This is a genomic window from Paraburkholderia sp. BR10141 (assembly GCF_056155635.1).
Window position 1 is genome coordinate 166,370 of record NZ_JBMIQH010000012.1, and the last position, 21,251, is coordinate 187,620.

At 64.3% G+C, this 21,251-nt stretch carries 19 protein-coding genes; 7 read left to right on the plus strand and 12 right to left on the minus strand.

Going from position 1 to position 21,251, the window contains the following annotated elements:
• Positions 1-125 precede the first annotated feature (125 nt).
• Positions 126-1,379 carry an arsenic transporter gene (locus ACOJB8_RS18795; RefSeq protein ID WP_475013683.1) on the minus strand — a complete coding sequence of 418 codons (1,254 nt, stop codon included), beginning with the start codon at positions 1,377-1,379 and terminating at the stop codon, positions 126-128.
• Between the two features lie 181 nt (positions 1,380-1,560).
• Positions 1,561-2,472 carry a YihY/virulence factor BrkB family protein gene (locus ACOJB8_RS18800; RefSeq protein ID WP_069266844.1) on the minus strand — a complete coding sequence of 304 codons (912 nt, stop codon included), beginning with the start codon at positions 2,470-2,472 and terminating at the stop codon, positions 1,561-1,563.
• Between the two features lie 466 nt (positions 2,473-2,938).
• On the opposite strand from ACOJB8_RS18800, the gene ACOJB8_RS18805 reads away from it, so the two are divergent.
• From ACOJB8_RS18805 to ACOJB8_RS18830, 6 genes are all read left to right on the plus strand, one after another.
• Positions 2,939-3,814, plus strand: a complete 876-nt coding sequence (locus ACOJB8_RS18805) for a hypothetical protein (RefSeq protein WP_368619498.1) — start codon at positions 2,939-2,941, stop codon at positions 3,812-3,814.
• Between the two features lie 682 nt (positions 3,815-4,496).
• Positions 4,497-5,585, plus strand: coding sequence for a hypothetical protein (locus ACOJB8_RS18810; protein ID WP_368619499.1), 1,089 nt, complete (start codon positions 4,497-4,499; stop codon positions 5,583-5,585).
• A 369-nt stretch (positions 5,586-5,954) separates the two neighbouring features.
• Positions 5,955-8,306: a TonB-dependent receptor gene (locus tag ACOJB8_RS18815; protein WP_475013628.1), complete on the plus strand. Its 2,352-nt coding sequence runs from the start codon at positions 5,955-5,957 to the stop codon at positions 8,304-8,306.
• Positions 8,307-8,333: 27 nt separating this feature from the next.
• Positions 8,334-8,927, plus strand: a complete 594-nt coding sequence (locus ACOJB8_RS18820) for a MotA/TolQ/ExbB proton channel family protein (protein ID WP_069266847.1) — start codon at positions 8,334-8,336, stop codon at positions 8,925-8,927.
• Entirely contained in the window at positions 8,924-9,322 is a 399-nt protein-coding gene (locus tag ACOJB8_RS18825; protein WP_475013630.1) for an ExbD/TolR family protein, read from the plus strand. Before ACOJB8_RS18820 ends, ACOJB8_RS18825 begins: the two co-directional genes overlap by 4 nt.
• Positions 9,243-10,052, plus strand: coding sequence for a TonB family protein (locus tag ACOJB8_RS18830; protein WP_368602052.1), 810 nt, complete (start codon positions 9,243-9,245; stop codon positions 10,050-10,052). Before ACOJB8_RS18825 ends, ACOJB8_RS18830 begins: the two co-directional genes overlap by 80 nt.
• Here ACOJB8_RS18830 and ACOJB8_RS18835 read toward each other — a convergent pair.
• Positions 10,045-10,305 (minus strand): hypothetical protein, encoded by a 261-nt coding sequence (locus tag ACOJB8_RS18835; RefSeq protein ID WP_368602351.1) that lies wholly within the window; start codon positions 10,303-10,305, stop codon positions 10,045-10,047. The two genes, ACOJB8_RS18830 and ACOJB8_RS18835, sit on opposite strands and share 8 nt — an antisense overlap.
• Here ACOJB8_RS18835 and ACOJB8_RS18840 point away from each other — a divergent pair.
• Entirely contained in the window at positions 10,304-11,197 is an 894-nt protein-coding gene (locus ACOJB8_RS18840; RefSeq protein WP_069266851.1) for a LysR family transcriptional regulator, read from the plus strand. The two genes, ACOJB8_RS18835 and ACOJB8_RS18840, sit on opposite strands and share 2 nt — an antisense overlap.
• 26 nt (positions 11,198-11,223) lie before the next feature.
• Here the strand turns inward: ACOJB8_RS18840 and ACOJB8_RS18845 are convergent, their stop codons facing one another.
• The 9 genes from ACOJB8_RS18845 to ACOJB8_RS18885 all read right to left on the minus strand — a co-directional run bounded on the left by ACOJB8_RS18845 (position 11,224) and on the right by ACOJB8_RS18885 (position 21,096).
• Positions 11,224-12,231 (minus strand): aldo/keto reductase, encoded by a 1,008-nt coding sequence (locus ACOJB8_RS18845; protein WP_475013633.1) that lies wholly within the window; start codon positions 12,229-12,231, stop codon positions 11,224-11,226.
• 121 nt (positions 12,232-12,352) lie between these two features.
• Positions 12,353-13,054, minus strand: a complete 702-nt coding sequence (locus ACOJB8_RS18850) for an ABC transporter ATP-binding protein (RefSeq protein WP_368602050.1) — start codon at positions 13,052-13,054, stop codon at positions 12,353-12,355.
• A complete protein-coding gene (locus tag ACOJB8_RS18855; protein ID WP_475013636.1) occupies positions 13,047-13,787 on the minus strand; it encodes an ABC transporter ATP-binding protein in 741 nt (246 codons plus the stop codon). Before ACOJB8_RS18855 ends, ACOJB8_RS18850 begins: the two co-directional genes overlap by 8 nt.
• Positions 13,774-14,763 (minus strand): branched-chain amino acid ABC transporter permease, encoded by a 990-nt coding sequence (locus ACOJB8_RS18860; protein ID WP_069266855.1) that lies wholly within the window; start codon positions 14,761-14,763, stop codon positions 13,774-13,776. The genes ACOJB8_RS18855 and ACOJB8_RS18860 overlap by 14 nt, the downstream gene beginning before the upstream one ends.
• Positions 14,764-14,768: 5 nt before the next feature.
• On the minus strand, positions 14,769-15,641 hold the full coding sequence (locus ACOJB8_RS18865; protein WP_475013638.1) for a branched-chain amino acid ABC transporter permease: 873 nt from the start codon (positions 15,639-15,641) through the stop codon (positions 14,769-14,771).
• Between the two features lie 28 nt (positions 15,642-15,669).
• Positions 15,670-16,881, minus strand: a complete 1,212-nt coding sequence (locus ACOJB8_RS18870; protein WP_475013640.1) for an ABC transporter substrate-binding protein — start codon at positions 16,879-16,881, stop codon at positions 15,670-15,672.
• Between the two features lie 85 nt (positions 16,882-16,966).
• On the minus strand, positions 16,967-18,196 hold the full coding sequence (locus ACOJB8_RS18875) for an ABC transporter substrate-binding protein (RefSeq protein ID WP_475013642.1): 1,230 nt from the start codon (positions 18,194-18,196) through the stop codon (positions 16,967-16,969).
• Positions 18,197-18,507: 311 nt separating this feature from the next.
• A complete protein-coding gene (locus ACOJB8_RS18880; protein ID WP_475013644.1) occupies positions 18,508-19,941 on the minus strand; it encodes a DNA-binding protein in 1,434 nt (477 codons plus the stop codon).
• Positions 19,942-20,139: 198 nt separating this feature from the next.
• A complete protein-coding gene (locus ACOJB8_RS18885) occupies positions 20,140-21,096 on the minus strand; it encodes a chemotaxis protein CheV (protein ID WP_368729803.1) in 957 nt (318 codons plus the stop codon).
• Positions 21,097-21,251 lie beyond the last annotated feature (155 nt).

Below are 21,251 nucleotides of genomic sequence, written 5' to 3' on the forward strand. Positions count from 1 at the left end.
ACGATTGCCGCGGCCTGATAGCCTAACCGGGCTACGCCGGAATCGCCTGACGAAATCGATGTGAGCGCGAGGAACTCGACAAGCCTCTCGAGCAACAGTTCGGTTATTACGTGAAAGCGACTCGGCTAGCTTCCCGCCAGAAGCCTTGCGGCCAATGCGCAAATCAGGGCCGGCGGCATCACGACGGCGCCCACGCTCAGAAAGCGGCCAAAGGTAATGGACTCACCTTCGCGGCGAAGCGCGGCGAGCCACAGGATCGTCGCGAGCGATCCAGTCACCGAGAGGTTAGGCCCGAGATCGACGCCGATCAATAACGCGTCGATTACTGGCTGGGGACTCTGCGCCTTGATCGTTGCTGCGCTAGCAACCAGTCCCGCAGGCAGGTTGTTGACGACGTTGCTGACGAACGCCGCCGCCGCGCCCGCGCCCAATCCTGTCAGTGTCTCGTTCGCCGAAGTCGCGTGCTTCAGCAGACCGGCCAGCGCGTCGATCACGCCGGTATGATCGAGCGACGCAACCATCACGAACAGCCCGGCGACAAGTGGCAGCACGCTCCAGGAGATGCGCTTGAGCAACGGCCACGGCGACGCGCGCTCGCGCCATAGCACGACGCCGGTAGTGAGCGAACCCAACACTGCGGTCGGCGCACCGAGCTGCAGGCCACGCAACGACGCGGCCAGAAGCGCAACTGACGTCAGCGCGAGGCCGCAAAGCGTCAGGCGACCACCGGCGCCAAGACCGGACTCAGGCTCATCGTTGGCCAAGGTGCCTTGCAACGCGCGACGCTGCGTCCACCATAGGAGCGCAAAGGTCGCGAACAATGACAGCACCGACGCCAGCGCGAATCTCGAGAGCCAGGCTCCGAGCGGCGGCGTGTGATTTCCATATAGAACCAGGTTGGCCGGGTTCGAGATCGGCAGCACGAAACTGGCCGCATTGGCGACGAACGCACACGAGAGCAGGAGGGGCAACGGCTCAGCCTTGGCCTCTTTGGCGGCGGCGTAGACGGCCGGCGTCATGACGACCGCGGTCGCATCGTTCGAGAGAAAAGTGGTCGTGACGACTCCTGCCACGTAGACGAGCACCAGCAGCCGCAGTGGAGAACCACGCGCATGCTGCACGGCGAGAGCGGCGATCCAGTCGAATAGTCCTTCCTGTCTGGCGACTTCCGAAAGCAGCATCATGCCGCCGAGAAAGAGATAGACGTCCGTCCCCTTGCCGATAGCCTGCAATGCCGCGCTCAACGGCAGCAATCCGGACAGCATTAGCAACAGCGCCCCTCCGACCGCCCAGATGGCTTCCGGCCATCCAAGCGGCCGCATGATGACACCCGCAGTCGCGACCGCTGCGATGGTCCAGGAAAAGACCGCTGGATTCAAGGGTGCTTGCACTGTACCAAGCCTGACAGATCGGGACAGCAGCCCCTCGAGCACCCGTCGTACCCGCCTGACCGGTCGGCGCTCGCGCAGCCGACGGCAATTTGATCAACGATCCCGGGGACGAAGACCGTCCGGCGCTCGAATCCGACGTGGCGAGCAGGCTTTCGGCTGCCTCCTGTGGTCAACCAGTCACTACCGGCCGCGATGCCGGCTCTCCATTGCCTGTATCGAGGCGCTCGTACTCGGCAATGAGTTGCGCACCGAACAGCATCAGGGTCGCAAGGGTTTCGAGGCTGAATAGCACGACGATCGCCGTCGTCAGCGTCCCGTAGACGACGCTCACCTCGGAGAGCGTCGCGAAATACCACACCAGCACGCGTCGCGTGATCTCCCACAACACGCCGGCGGTGACCGCGCCGACGAACGCATGGCGCAGCGTCGTGCGCCCCGCCGGTATCACCAGATAAATCGCCGTCAATACCAGAATCTCACCCGCGAAACCGCACAGATACAGCACGACCCGGGTCGCGCCTGTTAGCGGCACCGCATGACCGAACAGCACAATGCTGTCGCTCGCTACGGCATGCAGGCCGCTGGAGACGAGCGTCACCACCAGCACGCCGATACCCAAAGACAGGCTGAATAGATACGGCACGATTGCCGACAGCAGGAAGTGTCTGCGCCGGATCGCGACCCGGTGCACGAAAATGATTGAAAGCGCGTTCTCGAGCACGGTGAAGGCAAGCGAGCTGAAAAAGATCATCGTGACAACGAGAAACCAGCCAATCACGGAGCGATGGGCGAGAAAGCTGGCAAGCTCCGCCACAATCGCTTTCGACTGCCCCGGTACGAGCCATTCGAGCAAATGCGCGAGCGTATCGAGCAGAAGTTGCTCCCCAACGAAATGACTAAACGCGATCGCGACGAGTATCAGGAGCGGCACGATAGACAGCAATGCGTAGTAAGCGATCGCACCTGCGAGCAGCAACCCCTGGTTCCTGCGGAACGCCGTGCACACCTGGAAGACGAACCGGAGGGGATGCCGGGTAACGAAGCGCAGAGCCTGTCCGTGTGGATGATCGGCGTTGCTCACGTGAAGCTGTCCTGTTTCGTCCGCTCCGGGCAGCGTTCGCCTGCACCCGGCGCGAGGCGTTGCGCCCAAGGCCGCACCGCCTGGGCTCATTGTGCAGGTGACGTCCTGAAGCACAGCGAAGTGCGACGTCACCGGTCAGCGAACATTGGCGCGGGGAAATCGCTACATGGCGGTGCGCAGTCTGACGCCTTCCTGGCAGCAAGCAGCGGACCTGCTTGCGCAATACCTGGCACGTCGCCCATGTTCCCCCCCTCTTCCGCGGTCCGCTGCGTTCGCGCGCGCGGCACGTTTCGTGCTGTTGCGCTCTTGACCCGCCTGCCGCTGCGTGGCTTCGCATGCAGGCTCACGACCGAAAAGAGGGTTAGCCATGGATGAGATCGATCGACTCGGGAATGACGTCGCAGCAGCGCGGGTCGCGGAGTCCCGCAATGGACGCCCACGCTCCGCCGTTTCCTGGAGCGCTGTCGTGGCGGGAGCCGTGGGCATGGCGGCCTTCGCCCTCATTCTTCTCATGCTCGGCACGGGCCTCGGGCTTTCGTCGCTTTCGCCCTGGTCCGGAAGCGGCGCGCACGCAGAGACTTTCGGCGTGGCGGCCGTCATCTGGATCTGCGTGACGCAGGTGATGTCTGCCGGTCTCGGCGGCTATCTCGCGGGGCGGTTGCGTCGGCACTGGCCCGGTATCGGTACAGACGAGACCCACTTCCGCGACACCGCACATGGCTTTCTCGCCTGGGCGCTCGCCACGCTCCTTTCCGCCGTCCTGTTCACCGCGGCCATGTCCGGGCTGGCCCGAGAGGGCGTGAGCGCAGGCGCACGGAGCGCAGCGCACGTCGCAAGCGGCGTTGCCGCCCTCAATCGCGGCAACGCCCAGGCCGCATACAGCACCTGGCCCATGGGCTATCTGATCGACGGCATGCTGCGTCCGGTTGCGGGCGCCGCCGCATCCGGTGCGTTGTCTACCTCGGTTGCTTCGAGTTCACCGAGTACCTTGCATGCCGAACAGGTCTTCGAGACCGCGCAGCAGAAGCAGGAGATCGCGCGAATTTTCCTCAACAGTCTGCCCGCGGGCGGGGCGCTTTCGGCCGAGGACACCGCGTACGTAGCGCGCATCGTAGCCGAGAAAACCGGGCTCGCACCGGCAGATGCCCGTGCGCGCGTCACGACCACCTGGTCGCGCTTGCAGGAAAACGTCGATGCCGAGGAACGCGCTGCGCGCGCAGCCGCAGAAGCGGTCCGCAGGGCCACCGTTCGCGTCACGTTGTGGCTCTTCATTTCGCTGCTCATAGGGGCCTTCTCCGCCAGTCTCATGGCGACGATCGGCGGCAGGATGCGTGAATGGTGACGGCTCGGCAAATCCCACTACTTTCGATCTGAGAGGAGGCAAACATGCGCTCAATTCTTCTTTTTCTGCTTGGCGTTCCGATTCCGATCATCATTCTTATCGCGCTCCTTTGGCATTGACCCGAACTATCACGCCTGCACCCGGACATGGCGGCTGCCGGTGCCTCCCGGCCCATAGCGCGGTCGCGCTCAGATGCACGAGACGAATGGCTTCGCGCGCCGGGAAGTCGCACGCGTCCGCCGCGTGGCTGGCCGCGGCTTTGCCAGCAGGATGGCAAGCATCCCGAGCCAGGCACCGATCTTCTGACGGTGGCAGTCAAGCATGGCGAATCGACGAGACGTAAAAAATTTGCAGAGGAACGGCTGAACCGACGCTGCTCGTAAGCGGTAACTAGTCATCGCGCGGCCAGTTTGCAGAAGGCAGCGCGATGACCAGGTGGCCGACCGTACCAAAGCTCTCGCCTGGCGGGAGATTCCCCATCGTATAGCGGCAATTTTGCGCTACCGGTCAGTTGAGGTATGGCGAGACGCCGCTCGCCGCACCTCAACAAGTGCGGCGTCTCATGCACCGTCACGATCAAGTCACTTCCGCGTGTTTCCATCTATTTCGGTTTCCTACCGGTCGCCTCAAAAACGATGGCGCCCCGACTTTTCTGCCCGCGTACCTGCTTCAGGAGATGAACATGCGAAGCATTCAAACTCTTCACGCAGCAAGCCGCATTTTTAGCCGCACCGCGCTCGCGTTCACCGTACTCTGCTTCGCGGCCGGTGCCGCCGACGCCCAGACCGCGGCAAAACCGATAGTCACTCCGGGATTCAGCCTGTCCGTCTTCGCGACGGGTTCAGGCGGGCTGATGAGCGCACCGGACTCACTTGCCGTGCTTGATGATCACGTTTGGGTCGGCTATGCAAACACCGGCGCACCGGATGGCACGAATGGCGCGATGAGCGTGATTGTCGAATACACGCTGGACGGCAGCATCGTGAAGTCGTATCAAGTCGCGGGACACAACGATGGCCTGAAGGTCAATCCGTACACGCGCGAGATCTGGGCGATGCAGAACGAGGATGCGAATCCGAACCTCGTCATCATCAATCCCGCGACCGGCCAGGCGTCCAAGCCGTATTCCTTCGCCAAAACGCTGCACGGTGGCGGCTATGACGACATCGTGTTCAAGGACGGCCAGGCCTACTTCAGTGCGTCCAATCCCACCCTTAACGCTAGCGGCAAGAATACGGGGCCCGCGATCGTCCGCGTCGTGCACCTTGATGCAAACAGCTACAGGATCGACGTTACGCCGGTGATGAGCGGCTCGCTCGACGCCAGCAACATTCCGTTTGGCACGGTGGCAACCCTCAACCTGACCGATCCGGATTCAATGACGCTCACGCCGTCGGGAGATGTACTGCTCGATGATCAGGGAGACGGTCAGCTTGTCCTGTTGCGCTCGTCGGGCGATGAGCCGCGCGTGCAATATCTGCCACTTCTCGGCAACGTGCAGGTTGATGACACGGTATTCGCCGCGGCGCGACAGGGGTACTTGCTGGTATCCGATACGAAAGCCAACACGGTGTACAAGATCAGCGCCAATGTCTGGCAGCGTGACGCGGCTTTCTCCGCCTCGACGGGTGTGGCCGCTTCCGGTAGCACGCCGGCGGTGCCGGCCTACGTTGGCCAACTTGACTTGCGCAGCGGAGCACTTCTGCCGCTGGTAACCAATTTGGCCAGTCCGCATGGCATGGCCTTTGTATCGACAGGCGCCCAGCAATAACGGCCGCGTATCGATTGCCGATGACGTGATCGCAGCAAGCCGGTTCGCGGCGATTGCGTCATCCGGCAAGTGCGCCCCAACGTCGCGACGGTCCCAGGGCGCCCCCTCGGCTCGAAGACGTCGCGCTCCTGAAGCCTCCCCCTCTTCTTCCAAGACCCGGTCGAGCGATTTTCGAAAGCGAGCGCCACGGGAGATCAATCAAGCGTGAGCATGCCCGTTCCTGGCGCCCTGGATCGGCGCGATACGGGGGATTGCCAATTCTTTATGTTACGTTATAACATTACCAATCCTGCGCGCCAACGCTCGATTGATCGATGGCGCGTCGTTGCCTGACAAAAGGCGCGTCCACCCCGAAATCACAACAAAACAATGAACCGCTCGCTGAAATCGCAGGCCGGTATGGTGCTGCTCGCCTGTACGTTTTGCACCCGCTCGATCGCTGCCAGTGGCGAAGCCACGCTTGCCGGCACGGTAGCGGACGCGCAGGGCCACGCGCCCGCCCATGTCCAGATCTCGCTCCAGGACGCCGGCGGCAAAAAAGTCGCCCAGACGACGGCCGACGCCAACGGGCGCTTCCGGCTCGAGGACATCGCGCCCGGCACCTACGCCGTCAACGTGGAGGCAACGGGCTACAACACCGTCACACGCGTCGCGACGGTGACACAGGGACAGACGCCCGAGCCGGTCGCTGTCGTGCTCCAGAAAGACTCCTCGCTCGACATCACCGTCAACGCCCAGCGCCTTGACCGCGCTCGCAACGGTCTCCTGCCCGAAGTGGGTGCGAGCGTCTACCGCATCACGCAGGCCGACATCGACTCGTCGCCGCAAGGCGCGAACACGCCGCTCAACCAGGTTCTGCTCCAGGCGCCCGGCGTCGCCAACGATTCCTACGGTCAGCTCCACGTGCGCGGTGACCATGCCAACCTGCAGTACCGCCTCAACGGCATCATCATTCCGGAGCCGATCAGCGGCTTCGGGCAGTCGCTCGATACGCGGATCATCGACCAGGTGAATCTCGTGACGGGTGCGCTGCCGGCTCAGTACGGCTATCGCACGGCGGGCATCGTCGACATCCGCACCAAGTCCGGCGACACCGGCAACGGCGGCACGATTGACGTTTACGGCGGCAGTCACCAGACAATCCAGACGAGCGCCGATGTGTTCGGCTCCAGCGGCCCGTTCAGCTATTACTTCGCCGGTTCGCTCGGCCAGAACAATCTCGGCATCGAGGCGCCCACCTCGGACGGCAGCCCCCTGCACGACCACACGCGCCAGGGCAACGGTTTCGGCTACATGTCGTACCTGCTCAACCCGCTCACGCGCGTGAGTGTGATGTTCGGCACCGCAAGCAACCAGTTCCAGATTCCGAATACGCCGGGGCTCGCCCCCGTCTACACGCTGAACGGCCAGTCCACGTTCGACTCGGCGAACCTCAACGAGACCCAGTCGGAGCTGAACAACTTCGCGGTGGTGGCATTGCAGGGCACCAACGGTGGCGCACTCGACTACCAGGTGGCGCTCTTCACGCGCTACACGCGCACCAAGTTCAATCCGGACCCGGTCGGCGACCTCATTTTCAATGGCGTCGCATCGGAGGACTTCCACAGCAACCAGGCGAATGGCGTTCAGGCCGATTTCACTTACCGGCTCAATGATCAACACACGCTGCGCGCGGGTCTCATGTTCCAGCAGGAGCATGCCGTGTTCGACAACAGCGTGGCCGTGTTTCCCGTCGACGCGAACGGCAATCAGACCTCCGACCAGCCACTCACGATTCAGGATGCCAACAGCAAAACAGGCTATCTGTACAGCCTCTACCTGCAGGATGAGTGGAAGATCACGCCGAAGCTGACACTCAACTATGGTCTGCGTTACGACCGCATGGACGAGTATGTGCAGGCCGGACAACTGAGCCCGCGCGTCGGACTCGTCTGGCAGCCGACCAACGCGACGACGCTGCACGCCGGCTACGCGCGCTACTTCACGCCGCCGGCTTTCGAACTCGTTTCCGACTCCACGGTCAGCAAGTTCAACGGCACGACCAACCAGAGCCCGAACGCGCAGAACGATCCCGTGAAGCCCGAACGCGCCGATTACTTCGACATCGGCATTACGCAGCGCCTCACCTCCAGCCTGACCGTTGGACTCGACGCGTACTACAAGCGCGCCAGCAATCTGCTCGACGAGGGGCAATTCGGCACCGCGCTCATCTTCACGCCATTCAATTACCAGTATGGGCGCGTCTACGGCGTGGAGTTCACGTCGAGCTACCACCAGGACAATGTGACGGCCTATCTGAATGTCGCATTCAGCCGTGCACAGGGCAAGAACATCGAATCGGCGCAGTTCAATTTCGGCGCCGACGAACTGGCCTACATTGCAAACCATTGGGTCTACCTCGATCACGATCAGCGCATTACCGCGTCGTTCGGCGGCACCTACTCCCTCGGCCAGACGACTCTCACCACAGATGCGATCGTAGGTAGCGGCCTGCGCAGCGGCTTTGCGAATACCGGGCGTCTGCCCTGGTATGCGCAGGTCAACGTCGGTGTGATCCAGCATTTCAGCGAACCGTTGATCGGCCGCTTCGACGCGCGGCTCGTGCTGGTCAATGCCTTCGGCCGCGTCTACCAACTGCGTGATGGATCCGGCATCGGCGTGGGTGCGCCACAGTACGGCCCGCAGCGAGCGATCTACGCCGGTATTACCAAGCACTTCTGATCATTTCACGCGTAAAGGAATCCAATCATGAACGAATGGAACGGTATTGCCGAAGCGTTGCGGCTCGGCGGCTGGGTCATTTACCCGTTGAGCCTGCTGGCGATCTTCGCACTCGCCATCACGTTCGACCGGATGTACGTCTGGTGGCGCTACGCCCGAATGCCGCGTGATGGCGCCGTACGCGCACTGCCGGACGAACATGTGCTGCGACGCGTGGACATGCTGTTCGATGACAGCAGCATGCCCATCTGGCGTATCGAGGGGCAGGTCGAAACGGCCGCTTCGCAGATCGAGCGCGAGATGGGCCGCGGTCTGTGGCTGCTCGAAACGATCGTGACCGCTGCGCCGCTGCTGGGATTGCTTGGCACGATCGTCGGCATGATGCATTCGTTCCGACTGATCGGCGGCGATGGCCTCGTCAGCCCTTCGGGCGTGTCGGGGGGTGTGGCCCAGGCCCTGGTTGCCACCGCCATCGGTCTCGTGATCGCACTGATCGCACTCTTTGCGTTCAACTATTTTTCGCGTCGCGTCGACCGGCTCATGGATGACGTCGAGACCTTCGCGAACGGCCGCATCGGCGACCTGCGCCTCGCGCGCGAACGCTCCGGTGCGGCGTCATGAAGCTCAGACGTGCACGCACGTCGAGACGTGGCCGCATCGAGATCATCCCGATGATTGATGTGATGTTCTTTCTGCTCGCCACGTTCATGCTGACGACACTGGCGATGCAGCGGCTCGACGCGGTCCATATCGATCTGCCCCGAGGAGAGGCACAGCCGATGCAGATGGACCGGCCGCTCACCATCTCCGTGAATCGCGCCAACCACATCTTCGTGAACCAGCAGCCCGTTCGCCTCGATGAAGTGCGCGCGGTGGTGACGAACCTGCTCCGAAAGGACGGGAGTGTTGTCATAGCCGCAGACGACGGCGCTTCGCATGGCGTGGTCGTGGAAGCAATACTCGAAGCGCGCAAGGCGGGCGCCGAACATTTTCTCGTTGCCGTGCATCGTGAATAGCGAATCGCTGTCACGCCGCAACCACAATGTGCGTCGCTTTATCGTTGCCGCGTCGGTGGCAGCGATAGCGTGGTGGTTCTTCCTTGCGCATCTGCGCTGGCTCATGGGCTCCGGGCGACCCGCGGCGCCCCCGCAGGCGATAGAGCTGCAGGTCGTGGAACTACCGCGCGCGCAACGCGCAAGCGAAACGCCACACGACAACGTCCGGCTCGCTGCGCCAACCGCGCCTCACAGCGCGCCCCGCATGCAACGGCAGCAGCTGCAGGTGGCGCGCAGCAGCGCGGCGCACCATGCCCCTCGCGAGCTTACGCCGCCCCGCCCCGCACCCGACGCTCCTCGAGGCGCGACAGCCACACAGCAAGACGCATCCGCAACGCCCGCGTCAAAAACTGCATCTGCCCCGGGCGCTGACACGCCGCAGTCCGGCCCCCCATCGAACGCCGACGGTTCAACCGGGCCCGTCAGCCAGCAGGCCCGGCTGCTCTCGCAACCCCTGCCGGAAGTCCCCGACGATCTTCGAGAGCAGGCATTTCAGGCCGTCGCCGTTGTACGCTTCGCCGTCCATGCGGACGGTACGTTCGATATCGAACTGGTGAAGCCCACGCAAAGTCCGCGGCTGAACCAGATTCTGCTTGTCACGCTGCGGCAGTGGCGCTTCTTCCCGGCAATTGAGAACGGTCGGCCCGTCGAGAGCCATCAGGACGTTCGCGTCCACTTCAATGTCAATTGACACACTGAACGATGAGCCAGGCGTGCACGCGCGGCCGCTCCTTATCATTGGGGCGGCCGCGCGTGGCCGTCACGTCGTCGGTGAGGTTGAGCGTGAGGAGCGTCTCGGGCAGCCCGACCATCGTCATCAAAGCGGCGTAGGGCAGGACGATCCTGAGCGTCGTGAGGTCGAACGGCAGGAGGCGAGACGCACGCCTGCCGTTCGCGTGTTTGATACGATTCGCTTCACCCGCCCCCACAGCGAACCCCATCATGGCGCGCGAAAACTTCAGCGATCTCATTGCGTTTCTCGCCGTCGCGCGCGAGCGCAGCTTTACGCGTGCGGCCGCGCAGCTCGGCGTCTCACAGTCGGCGCTGAGCCACACCATCCGCAGCCTCGAAACGCGTCTCGGCCTGCGTCTGCTCACGCGCACCACGCGTAGCGTCGCCACCACGGAAGCCGGCGAGCGGCTCTTTCAGGCGCTCTCGCCGCGCTTCGAGCAGATCGACGCCGAGCTTGCCGCGCTCACCGAACTGCGCGACAAGCCCGCGGGCACCATCCGCATCACCGCGATAGATCATCCTATCGACACCGTGATCTGGCCGAAGCTGCGCCCGCTCCTCGCAGACTACCCCGACATCAAGGTCGAGATCACTGTGGACTACGGCCTGCGCGACATCGTAGCCGATCGTTACGACATCGGCGTGCGCCTGGGCGATCAGGTCGAGAAGGACATGATCGCGGTGCGCATCGGGCCGGACGTCAAGATGGCAATCGTCGGTTCTCCCGATTATTTCGCCGCGCACAAGGCGCCGCGCGCGCCGCAGGATCTGCTCAAGCACAATTGCATTACGCTGCGGCTCACGTCGTCGGGCGGCCTGTACGCGTGGGAACTCAAGAAGGACGAGCATGCGCTGCAAGTGCGCGTGGACGGCCAGCTAACGTTCAACGCCATGCCGCAAATGCTCAACGCGGCGCTGGACGGTCGCGGCCTCGCGTTCGTTCCCGAGAACGCCGCGTTGTCGTTCATCCGCGCAGGCCGCCTGAAAAGCGTGCTCAAGGACTGGTGCCCGGTATTTCCGGGCTATCACGCGTTTTATCCGAGCCGGCGACAGTCGTCGCGCGCGCTCGCGCTAGTGATCGACGCGCTGCGCTATCGCGCTTAGCGTAGCGCAGCGCCTGCCGGTGCGGATTACGTACGGGTCTTGCGCCCTTCGACCGGATAGCCCGGGTCCGTATATCCCGGCGTAGAGGCATGCCCCGGCGCCACGAGGCTGTCGACGAACGTTTCGTCGTCGGGGCCGAGCTGAAGGTTCAGCGCGTCGATATAGCTGTCCCAATGCGCTTCGGTGCGCGGGCCCGCGATCGTCGAACTGACGTGACGATTCTTGAGCACCCATGCGAGCGCGAACGCAACAGGCGTCGTGCCGCGCTCTACGGCGTAATTCGCGATCTCGGTCGCAATCCGCAACGACTCGGCGCGCCACTCCGTCTGGTGGATGCGCCGGTCGCCGCGGCCCGCTCGGCTGTCGCCGGGCGGTGGCGCATCGACGGCGTATTTGCCGGTCAGCACGCCACGCGCGAGCGGACTATAGGGCACTACGCCCAGCCCGTAATGCGCGGCCGCGGGCAACTGCTCGACCTCGGCCGTACGATCGACGATGTTATAGAGCGGCTCGCTCGCCACGGGCCGGTCCATGCCCATCTGGTCCGCGAGGCGCACGATCTCGGCGATGCGCCAGCCACGGAAATTCGACACGCCGAAATAGCGCACGTTGCCCTGGCGGATCAGATCGCCGACGGCGCGCACGGCTTCGTCGAGTGGCACGTCGGGCAGAGCGCGGTGAAAGTAGAGGATGTCGATATAGTCGGTTCCGAGGCGCTTCAGGCTCGCCTCCACCGACTGGTAGATCCACTTGCGCGACTGCCCCTGCTCATTCGGCCCCTGTGCGAACGGGAAACCGAATTTTGTCGCCACGACCCAGTTGTCGCGCTGCGCCGCGATGGCGCGGCCCACGACTTCTTCCGAGCGGCCTCCGTGATAGACGTCCGCCGTATCGATGAAGTTGATTCCCTGTTCGAAGGCCTTGTCGATGATGCGTTTCGACGCGGCTTCGTCGGTCTCGCCGCCAAACATCATCGCGCCGAGGCACAGCGGCGAAACTTTGAGTGCACTGCGGCCCAGATTGCGATAGTCCATATCCTCTCACTTCGAGCTCGTTGCCAAAGTGGAGATTTAAATACGGAGTGGCTTTTCGATAAAGGCCTGGATTGCGCATGCTTTCATGAATGCGATTCATGAAACGCTATTGACAAAAAAGCTACCGCGCAAAATACATATCGTGAAGCACCTCCACGTTCACCTCCCTGGCACGCGCAGCAAACGTAACCTTCCCGCCCTGCATGAGATAAACCTGATCCGCAAGCCGCAGCGCCATATTGGTATTCTGCTCCACCAGCACGATAGTGCGGCCCGCCCCCTTAAGCCGCTCTAGAATCGCAAAAACTTCCTGCACCATCACAGGCGCAAGCCCAAGCGAAGGCTCATCGATCAGCATGAGTTGCGGCGAAGACATGAGCCCGCGCCCCAGCGCCAGCATCTGCGCCTGCCCGCCTGATAGCGTGCCCGCAGGCAGCGCGCGCCGCTCCTTGAGCAGCGGAAACAGCGCATAGACTTCCTCGAGCTGCGTTTTCGCCCCCGCGCGCCGTGTTTTCGCAAACGCGCCCAGCATCAGATTCTCCTCGATCGACATGTCGCGGAAAATCATGCGCCCCTCGGGCACCATCGCGACACCGCGCTGCGCCATGTCCCATGTAGGCACGCCCGCGAGCGACGCGCCGTCGAAGGTGATCTGACCGCGCTCCAGCGGCACGAGCCCCATGATCGCCCGTAGCAGCGTGGTCTTGCCCGCCCCGTTCGGGCCCACGATCGTCGTGACCTCGCCGCTCGCGATATTGAGCGTAACGTCCCACAACACATTGATCGCGCCATAGCCGGCGCGGGCGCTGCTGACCTCAAGCATGGGCGGCCTCCCCCGTATAGCTGCGCACGACTTCGGGATCGCGGAACACTTCGGCGGGCGGCCCATCGGCGATCAGCTTGCCGAAATTGAGCACGCACACGCGCCGGCACAGGTTCATCACGGTTTCGATATCGTGCTCGATGATCAGGATACCTACGTTGTATCGCTCATGCGCCGCCAGCAGCGTTTGCATGAAGCGGCGCTTGGTGGCCGTCTCGAGACCGCCCAGCACTTCATCGAGCAACAGCAGCTTCGGCCCCGTCGCGAGCGCCTTCGCGACCTCCAGCGCCTTCAGTTCGGTGAGCGCAAGTTCGGTCGCCGCGTCGCGCTGCGCCTTGCCTTCGAGTCCCAGGAACGCGAGGATCTCGTCGATGCGCGCCTCGTCCACTCGCCCAGTGCCGAAGCGTTGCGCGACGATCAGGTTCTCGCGCACCGTGAGCTCGTGCATGGGCTGCGGCACCTGGAACGTGCGTCCGATGCCAAGGCGCGCGCGCCGATAGAGCGGCGCTTTCAACAAATCCACATCGCCGAAACGGATCGAGCCGCTCGTGGGCCGAACGAGCCCCGAAATCGCGTTGAAAAGCGTCGTCTTACCCGCGCCGTTCGGGCCGACCAGCCCCACCACATCGCGCGTGCCGAGCGAGAGCTTTACACCGTTGACCGCCGTGATGCCGCCAAAGCGGATCGACACATCCTGCAGGCGTAGTTCCGCCGCCTGTTCAGCTTGCTGCATAGACACCTCGCCGGGTACGTTTGAAGCGCAGCGCGGTCAGACCCGCGGGGCTCACGATGATCATCGCCACGAGCAGCATGCCCAGCACGATCTGGTGCCCCGTCGGCAGCAGGCTTTTGAGCACGAGCTGGTCGACCAGATAGACCGTCACCGCGCCCACGAGCGGTCCGAGGATGGTGCGATAGCCGCCGCAGATCGCAGCGATGATCGGCACGACGGCCCAGCTCGCGTTGAACGCGTAGTCGGGTTCGAGAAAGTTGATGTAGTGCGCGTTGAATGCGCCGACGAGCCCTGTCATCAGCGCGGAAAGCATCAGCATGGCGAGCTTGAGCATCACGCTGTTCACGCCCACCACGCGCGTGGCGTCCTCCGACTCGTGCATCGCCCGCAGCGCGAGTCCCACATGGCTGCCGCGCAGCCGCGCATAGATCGCGGCGAACACCAGCACGAGCGTGAGCACGACGAGGTAGCCGCCGCTCTTGCTGCCGAAGTCGAAGCCCGCGACCTTCGGCAGCCCCGGGATGCTCGAAAGGCCGCTCGCGCCGCCCGTGAGATCGGACCATTCGGTCGCGATGATGCGGAAGATCTGCGCATAGGCGAGGATGGCAAGCGCGAAGTACGGCCCCTTCAGACGCAGCGCGGGCGCCATCGCAAGCGAGGCAACTGCCGCCCCCACGCCGCCCGCGAGCATCGCGGGAAACACGGGCCAGCCGGCCTTGAGCGTGAGGAGCGCGGAAATATACGAGCCCACGCCGAAAAATGCCGCGTGGCCAAAGCTCACCATGCCGCCGAGGTTGCCGAGCAGCGCCCACGCGAGCGCCACGCCCGCGATCGTGAGCGAGGCCACCGCCAGGCTCATCAGATACAGGTTTTGCCCGAACACGAGCGGCACGCCCGCATACAGCACGGCCAGCGCCACCGCGAGCCCGGCCAGGCGCGGGCCGGACCAGGCCGATGTGATTTTCAAAGTCGACATCGATCTCATCCCCTTCGTTTCGCCACACCGAACAAGCCGTTCGGCAGCACGTAGAGCACGAGCAGAAACAGCAGCATGCCCGCGAGTTCCTGCAACGCCGAACTGGCGAGCGTGACGGTGAGCGCCTCGGTAATGCCGAGCAGCATCGCGCCCGCCAGCACGCCCGGAATCGAGCCCACGCCCGCGAGCACCGTGATGATGAACGCCTTGACGGTGAGCGCTTCGCCGATGGATGGCTGGATCGCGCTCGACGCGTAGATCGACACGCCCGCGCACGAAGCGAGCAGCCCCGCTACGACGAACGAGATCAGTTCGGTCCTGCGCGGGTCGATGCCCATCAGGCGCGCCGCATCGCGGTTGCTGGAAATCGCGCGCACGGCGCGCCCATACCACGAACGCGAGAGCCACCACCAGAGCGCGAGCATCAGCACGACGCTGATACCGAACGAGAGCACTTCGCTGCGCATGGAAAGCAGGTTGCCGAGCATCACGCTGTCCTGCAGCCATGCGCTGCCGGTCGAGCGCACGTCGGCGCCCCAGCCCAGCAGCACGGCATTGGTCAACACGATGCCGATTCCGTAGGTCAGAATCAGCGAGTTCAGCTCGCGGTCGCGCTTGATGCGGCTAAGCAGATACCACGCGGCGGCCGCCGCGGCGCAAACCACCGGAATCGCCACCGGAATTGCGAACACGGGGTTCAGGCCCAGCTTCGTCTCGAACGTGTAGGCGATATAGGCGGCAAGCAGCACCAGTTCGCCGTGGGCGAGATTGATGATGCGCATCGAGCCGAACACCAGCGCGAGCCCCAGCGCGACGAGCGCGTAGGCGCCGCCAACCAGCACGCCCGAATACAGCGATTGCAGCAACAGGTCCGTCATCGCGGCTCCTCCTTCGTTGCGCGCGCAATTACCACGGCAGCGCGGGGTAGTTCAGCTTGCCCGTGGCGCGCTCCTTCGGCCACACGAGCACGATGCGATTGCCCTGGATCTGCGCCATGTTGTTCAGGAACACGGGGTTGTCGCCGTTCGGCGCGAAGCTCACCTTGCCGATCAGCGTGTCGTGCGGCTTCGCGCGCAGTTCGGCGGCAATGCCGTCCTGCTTGAGCGTGCCCGCGTCGGCAGCGCGCGCCATGGCCTCGAACAGCAGCCGCGACTGCACGTAGGCGAATTCGGCCAGATAGTCGGGCTCCTTGTGATATGCAGCCTGATATGCCTGCACGAAGGCCTTGCCGTCGGCCGTGCCGAAGTCCGCGGGATATGGCAGCATCGCGCAGCCGATCACGTTGTTCACGAGATCGGGATAGTCGGTGGTCATTTTCGGCGTGACGATGGACCACGCGCCCATCACGGCCTTTAGTTGCGGGCGCAGCACCTTGGCCGCGCGCAGAATGCCGATATAGTCGTTCTCGTAAGCGATCATCAGCAGAACTTCGGGTTTGTCCTGCAAGCGCACCTTGTTCACGAGCGGCTTGAAGTCCGTCATCGCCGGGTCGAACGCATGCACCGTCACCGCCACGCCCTGCGCGCGCAGTTGCGTCGAGACTTCGTTGCTGAGGTCGGTGGTGGCCTGCTTCGTCGAGGCGAGAATCGAAACCGACTTCACGCCCATGGCGTTCAACTGCCCCACCACGGCCTTCGAATAGCCCGATGCGGGGCCGATGCGGAAAAAGTGCTTGAGGCCGCGCGTGGTCATCGCGCTGTCCACGGCCCCCGAGGTGATATAGACGATGCCCGCCTTGTCGGCCGCTTCAGAAGCCGGGCTCACCGAATTGGAGCCGTAGCCGCCCGTAATGGCGAGCACGCCTTGCGACGCGAGCTTCTCCACCGCCGATACGGCCTTGGCGGGCTGCGCCTCGTCGTCGATCACGGTGAGCGCGACCTTGTGTTTACCGCCACCGTTGTTGAAGAGATCGGCGGCGAGCCGGATGCCCTCGAGCTGCGCGTTGCCTGCACGCGCCATCGAACCGGTAAGCGGCAACTCCACCCCCACGGGCAGTGTGTCGGCAAATGCGGCGGGCGTGTGGGCGAGCAGCGCGCAGGCGCTTGCGGCGCCCGCGCCGATGCGAAAGAGTGCGCGCACGAGGGCGCGCGGCTTGCTGCGAGTCGCGAAGCGGTCCATCGAACCTCCAAACCTGAGTCTCGGTAATAGGAAGCGGCACCGTTCAATTGCAGTGCTCGCCCTGTTTCGTTTTTCTATGTTTTCGTTACCACGGCACGCCGGGATACACCGGCTTCGCCGTCGCGTAGGTCGCGGGCCAGACGAGCGAGAGCTTGCCGTCGCGCGCGAACTGGCCCATATGCGCCACGTAGTTCGTGTTGTCGCCGCGTGCGTCGAACGCCACCTTGCCGAGGAACGTGTCGTCGCGCTGGGTCGCGCGCAGCGTGTCGGCGAGACCGCCCTTGTCGAGCGTGCCCGCTTTCTGCGCGTTCGCGATCGCGTCGAACAACAGTTGCGCGTAGACGAACGACGTCTGCGACTGATAGTTCGAGGTGGTCTTGAAGAGCCGCTGGTACGTGTCGGAGAAGTCGCGCTGGTCCGCCGAGCGGTAGTCGGCCGGCGAAGAGAGCACGGTCGCGCCATACACGTTCGGCACGAGGTCTGGGAACGACTGCGCCATCTTCGGGCTCGCGAACGCCCACGGCGCCGCGATCGCCTTCAGGTCGGGCTTGAGCACGCGCGAGGCGCGCAGAATGCCCACGTAGTCGTTCTCGTATCCGAGCATCGCCATGGCGTCGGGCTTGTCCTGCAGCTTGACCTTGTTGACGAGTGGCTTGAAGTCGCCGATCGAGGGATCGTAGGCATGCAGGAAGGTCTTCATGCCTTGCGCCTTGAGCGCCGTGTCGAGCTGCTTCGCGAGGTCGCTCGTCGCGTCCTTCGTCGAGTAGACGATCGCCACCGACTTCACGCCCAGCGTGTTGAAGAGGCCCACCATGCCCTTCGTGTAGCCAGGCGTGTTGCTCACGCGAAAGAAGTTCTGCAGGCCGCGCGTGACCATGTCATCGCTCGTGCCGCCCGACGTCACGTAGACGAGCCCGGCCTTGTTCGCAGCTTCCGACGCCGGGCCGGCGCAGTTCGAATTGGCTGCGCCCGCAATCGCGACCACGTGCTGCGAGGCGAGTTGCTCGACAGCAGCGACGGCCTTGGCCGGGTTCGATTCGTCGTCGACGGCCACCAGCGTGATCTTGTCCTGCGGATGGCGCCGGTTGTAGATGTCGGCCGCCACCTCAATGCCGCGGTACATTTCGGTGCCCGCCTGCGCGAGCGCGCCGGTGAGCGGCAGTTCGACGCCCACGCGCCATTCCGTGGCGTGCGCGAACGACGGCGCGAGTGCGATGGCGAGCGCCGCCGCCAGCGCGCCGCGCAGGTTCGTCTGTGCGGGCCGTTCGCGTCCCGGTTTGCCGATGCTCCCGTGCTGCGTCTTGGGTCGCGTCATGTCTCCTCCTTTGCCCTTCGGGGCTTTTGTCTGCTTTGGAGTCTGCTGCGCGGCGGCCGCCTGATTCGTTTGTGCGCGCCACTGGACAGGTGCCAGTGTGGTTCAGGCGCGCGAGGCCAACAATTCGTTTTCGGGAAAGCGGGCGTTCGGCTGGCTGGAAGTCGGCATTTGTCCCGATGCCTGCGTGCGTGCAGTCAGCGGATCCATCGAGGCGGCGCAAAAAAAACCGCTGCACTCAGGCAGCGGTCATTGGGAACCAGGTCGGCGCACGCACTCGCGATGCGCCGTCAAACGTACGGTCTACGGTGCGCTCAGGCCGGCGCGTTTTCGGTGCTCAGCTTCGACACCATGCCGGTCTTGGCGTCGTAGGCATAGCCCTGCTGCTCGAGATGGGCGCTGACCGCTTCGACGACCACTTGCTGCTGGGACTCCTTGCGCAGCAGTTCATGCTCCGGCGCGACCTGGCCCAGCTCGGTGGCAAGGCGACGGCTCAACGAGGCTTCGCCGGCGCTGCGGGCAAGACCCACGATCGCCTTTTCGTTGGCCTGGGCCAGTTGCTGCTTCAGTCCGTTCGCGTACTCGGACCAGCGCTTGATGTTCTCGCGCGCATCGGCAATCGCGGCGGCGTGCCTGGCCGTCTCGCTGGCAAGCTGGGCCTTCAGCGCTTCGACTTCTTCCGGATCGGGGGCCGCGGGCTGTGCCTCGGCTGCGCCCTCGGCGGCTTCGCTCGATTCCGCGGCCTTGGCGAATTCGCCCATCTCGGCGAGTTCGGTCGCCTGCTGCTGCGCGGCGTCGGCGCGCTCCTGCGCCTCGGTCAGGCTCGCCGTGAGACGCGCGATTTCGGAGGCGTCGGCCGTGCGCTCGTCGCTCAGGCTGGCGAGCTGCTGCTGGGCATTCTGCAGTTCGGTGGCGGCGGCATCGCGCTCGGCCTGGGCACCGGCGACCTGTTCGCGCTGGGCCGCGTGCGCTTCCTGCTCGGCTTGCAGCGCCGCGCGAATCGCTTCCAGTTCGCCCTCGAGCTTCGCCACAGCTTCCGTGTGAGCCGCTTCCAGCGCTGCGCGCTCCGCTTCGTCATTCCCGGTCGAGGCTGCCGGCTCGGCCTGGCCGCTTTCCTCCGCGGCTGCCTCAGCGGCTTCGGCTTGGGCGGCCTGGGCCGCGTGCGCTTCGCGCTCAGCGGCCAATTCGGCGAGCGCGCGCTCCAGTTCTGCCTCGAGGGCCGAAACGCGCCCGGCCAGTTCCTCGGCGCGCTTCTCGGCTGCGTCGGCGCGCCCAATCGCGCTCGCGATGTCTTCCTCGAGAGCCGGCCCGGCATTGGGCCTGGTCTCGTAGGCGCGCGTCATGTTATCCAGCTGAACTTGCAGGGCGTCGAGTTCCTGGACCGTGCTCTGCAGCTCTTCGAGCGCGTTGTCGCGCTCGTTGCACGCGTCCTCGACACGCTCGCGCATCGACAGCAGCCGGCGCGCCACGGCTCGCTCGGCCTCGTCCTGCGCCGACGTCCACAGACGGTCGAGCGCGTCGCGCATCGTGTCCGTCACGGTTTCCGGCAACCCGGGGCGCTCCACGACCTGCTGCACGCGCGGCGCACGCTCTTCGCGCCACTTGCGCAGCGAGGCAGCCACCGCGACCACCGAACCGGTATGAACTTCGGACCAGATGGCCATGGGAGAAACCTTCTGACCCTCGTCGGCCATCCGCTCCGCGATTTCAGCAACCAGTTCGTCCGTGATCGTAATGCTGCTTGACATATCTGCCTCGAGAAAGTGCGAGCCCACCCCGCGTTTCTAGAGATTGTCAGGCAACCACTTCCCGGTTAATCGCTCGAAAAGCCGGGTTTAAGGGGAGGTGTTCACAGGATTGCGCAGCCGGGCGTGGTCCGCGTCACGCCGCTGCCGCAGCCCAAAGTCAGCTCCTCCACGCTGGCCACCGGGGTTTTGTGGCTCGCGTCAGGCGGCCAGCGCCCTGCGAATCGCCGCCGAAAGCTCCGCAGGTGCGAACTTGGAGACGTAGCCGTTCGCGCCCGCGTTGCGCGCGTGCGCCTCGTTGGCGCTGCCTGAAAGCGACGAATGAATGAGCACCGGAAGGTGCTTCAAGCGCTGGTCGGCCTTGATCTTGCGCGTGAGCATGAAGCCATCCATCTCAGGCATTTCCAGGTCGGTGATCACGAGCGAAACCTTGTCGCGAATTGCGATGCCTTCGCTCTGCGCATCAGTCGCCATCTGCTGGAGGATCTCCCACGCGGCCTGGCCGTTGTGGGCAATCACGTGCGGCACTTCGAGGGCGGTGAGCGCCTGCCCGATCAGCGCGCGGGCGAAGCCCGAGTCGTCGGCAGCGAGGATGCGGCCGCCGGCAAGACGCACGGCTTCGCCCACGGCGTCGGCGCCCACTTCGGTGTGCTGCTCGGGGAAGGCGTCGCGCATGATCTGCTCGACGTCGAGCAGTTGCGCGAGGCGCGCGTTCGCGGTGCCCGGATTGATGCGCGCCACGCCCGTCACATAGCCCGTGGTGCCGCTCGATTCCGCACTCAGCACCTCGCTCCACTCGAGCCGGACGATGTCCTCCACTTCCTCCACGGCGAACGCCTGCGTGCCGCGAGAAAACTCGGTCACGAGCAGAATGCCGGGCGGCTTTTCCGAAACGGAGCCGATCATCGAGCCGACATCGATCACCGGAATGATCTGGCCGCGAATATCCACCGCGCCGGCGAGATGCTCGGGCGAGCCTGCAATCGGCGTGAGCTCGGGCATGGTCGCGATTTCGCGAATCTTGAAGACGTTGATGCCGTAAAGGCCGCGGACCGTCCCCTTGCGCGCCGAACCCAGGCGAAAGAGGAGCAGTTCGAGCCGGTTATTGCTCGTCAGAGTGGTACGCTCGTCCACGCCATGCTGCTGTACTGATTTCAATTTGCACTCCGTAATGATCTGTCGCGAATAGGCTTGGGGAACCGGTCATCCGGCTTACCGTTGTGCTTGTTTCAGGGGGCTTCCGGTGGTATCAGGCGAATGCAGGAGACATGACCGGATCGTACCGCTCGCCGAGCACGCCGCTGCGCTCCACG

Bases quoted from the DNA above. Each gene is read 5' to 3' on its own strand.
- ACOJB8_RS18810 (WP_368619499.1), top strand. From the start codon at position 4,497: ATGCGAAGCATTCAAACTCTTCACGCAGCAAGCCGCATTTTTAGCCGC.
- ACOJB8_RS18815 (WP_475013628.1), top strand. From the start codon at position 5,955: ATGAACCGCTCGCTGAAATCGCAGGCCGGTATGGTGCTGCTCGCCTGT.
- ACOJB8_RS18820 (WP_069266847.1), top strand. From the start codon at position 8,334: ATGAACGAATGGAACGGTATTGCCGAAGCGTTGCGGCTCGGCGGCTGG.
- ACOJB8_RS18825 (WP_475013630.1), top strand. From the start codon at position 8,924: ATGAAGCTCAGACGTGCACGCACGTCGAGACGTGGCCGCATCGAGATC.
- ACOJB8_RS18830 (WP_368602052.1), top strand. From the start codon at position 9,243: ATGGCGTGGTCGTGGAAGCAATACTCGAAGCGCGCAAGGCGGGCGCCG.
- ACOJB8_RS18840 (WP_069266851.1), top strand. From the start codon at position 10,304: ATGGCGCGCGAAAACTTCAGCGATCTCATTGCGTTTCTCGCCGTCGCG.
- ACOJB8_RS18835 (WP_368602351.1), bottom strand. From the start codon at position 10,305: ATGATGGGGTTCGCTGTGGGGGCGGGTGAAGCGAATCGTATCAAACAC.
- ACOJB8_RS18845 (WP_475013633.1), bottom strand. From the start codon at position 12,231: ATGGACTATCGCAATCTGGGCCGCAGTGCACTCAAAGTTTCGCCGCTG.
- ACOJB8_RS18850 (WP_368602050.1), bottom strand. From the start codon at position 13,054: ATGCTTGAGGTCAGCAGCGCCCGCGCCGGCTATGGCGCGATCAATGTG.
- ACOJB8_RS18855 (WP_475013636.1), bottom strand. From the start codon at position 13,787: ATGCAGCAAGCTGAACAGGCGGCGGAACTACGCCTGCAGGATGTGTCG.
- ACOJB8_RS18860 (WP_069266855.1), bottom strand. From the start codon at position 14,763: ATGTCGACTTTGAAAATCACATCGGCCTGGTCCGGCCCGCGCCTGGCC.
- ACOJB8_RS18865 (WP_475013638.1), bottom strand. From the start codon at position 15,641: ATGACGGACCTGTTGCTGCAATCGCTGTATTCGGGCGTGCTGGTTGGC.
- ACOJB8_RS18870 (WP_475013640.1), bottom strand. From the start codon at position 16,881: ATGGACCGCTTCGCGACTCGCAGCAAGCCGCGCGCCCTCGTGCGCGCA.
- ACOJB8_RS18875 (WP_475013642.1), bottom strand. From the start codon at position 18,196: ATGACGCGACCCAAGACGCAGCACGGGAGCATCGGCAAACCGGGACGC.
- ACOJB8_RS18880 (WP_475013644.1), bottom strand. From the start codon at position 19,941: ATGTCAAGCAGCATTACGATCACGGACGAACTGGTTGCTGAAATCGCG.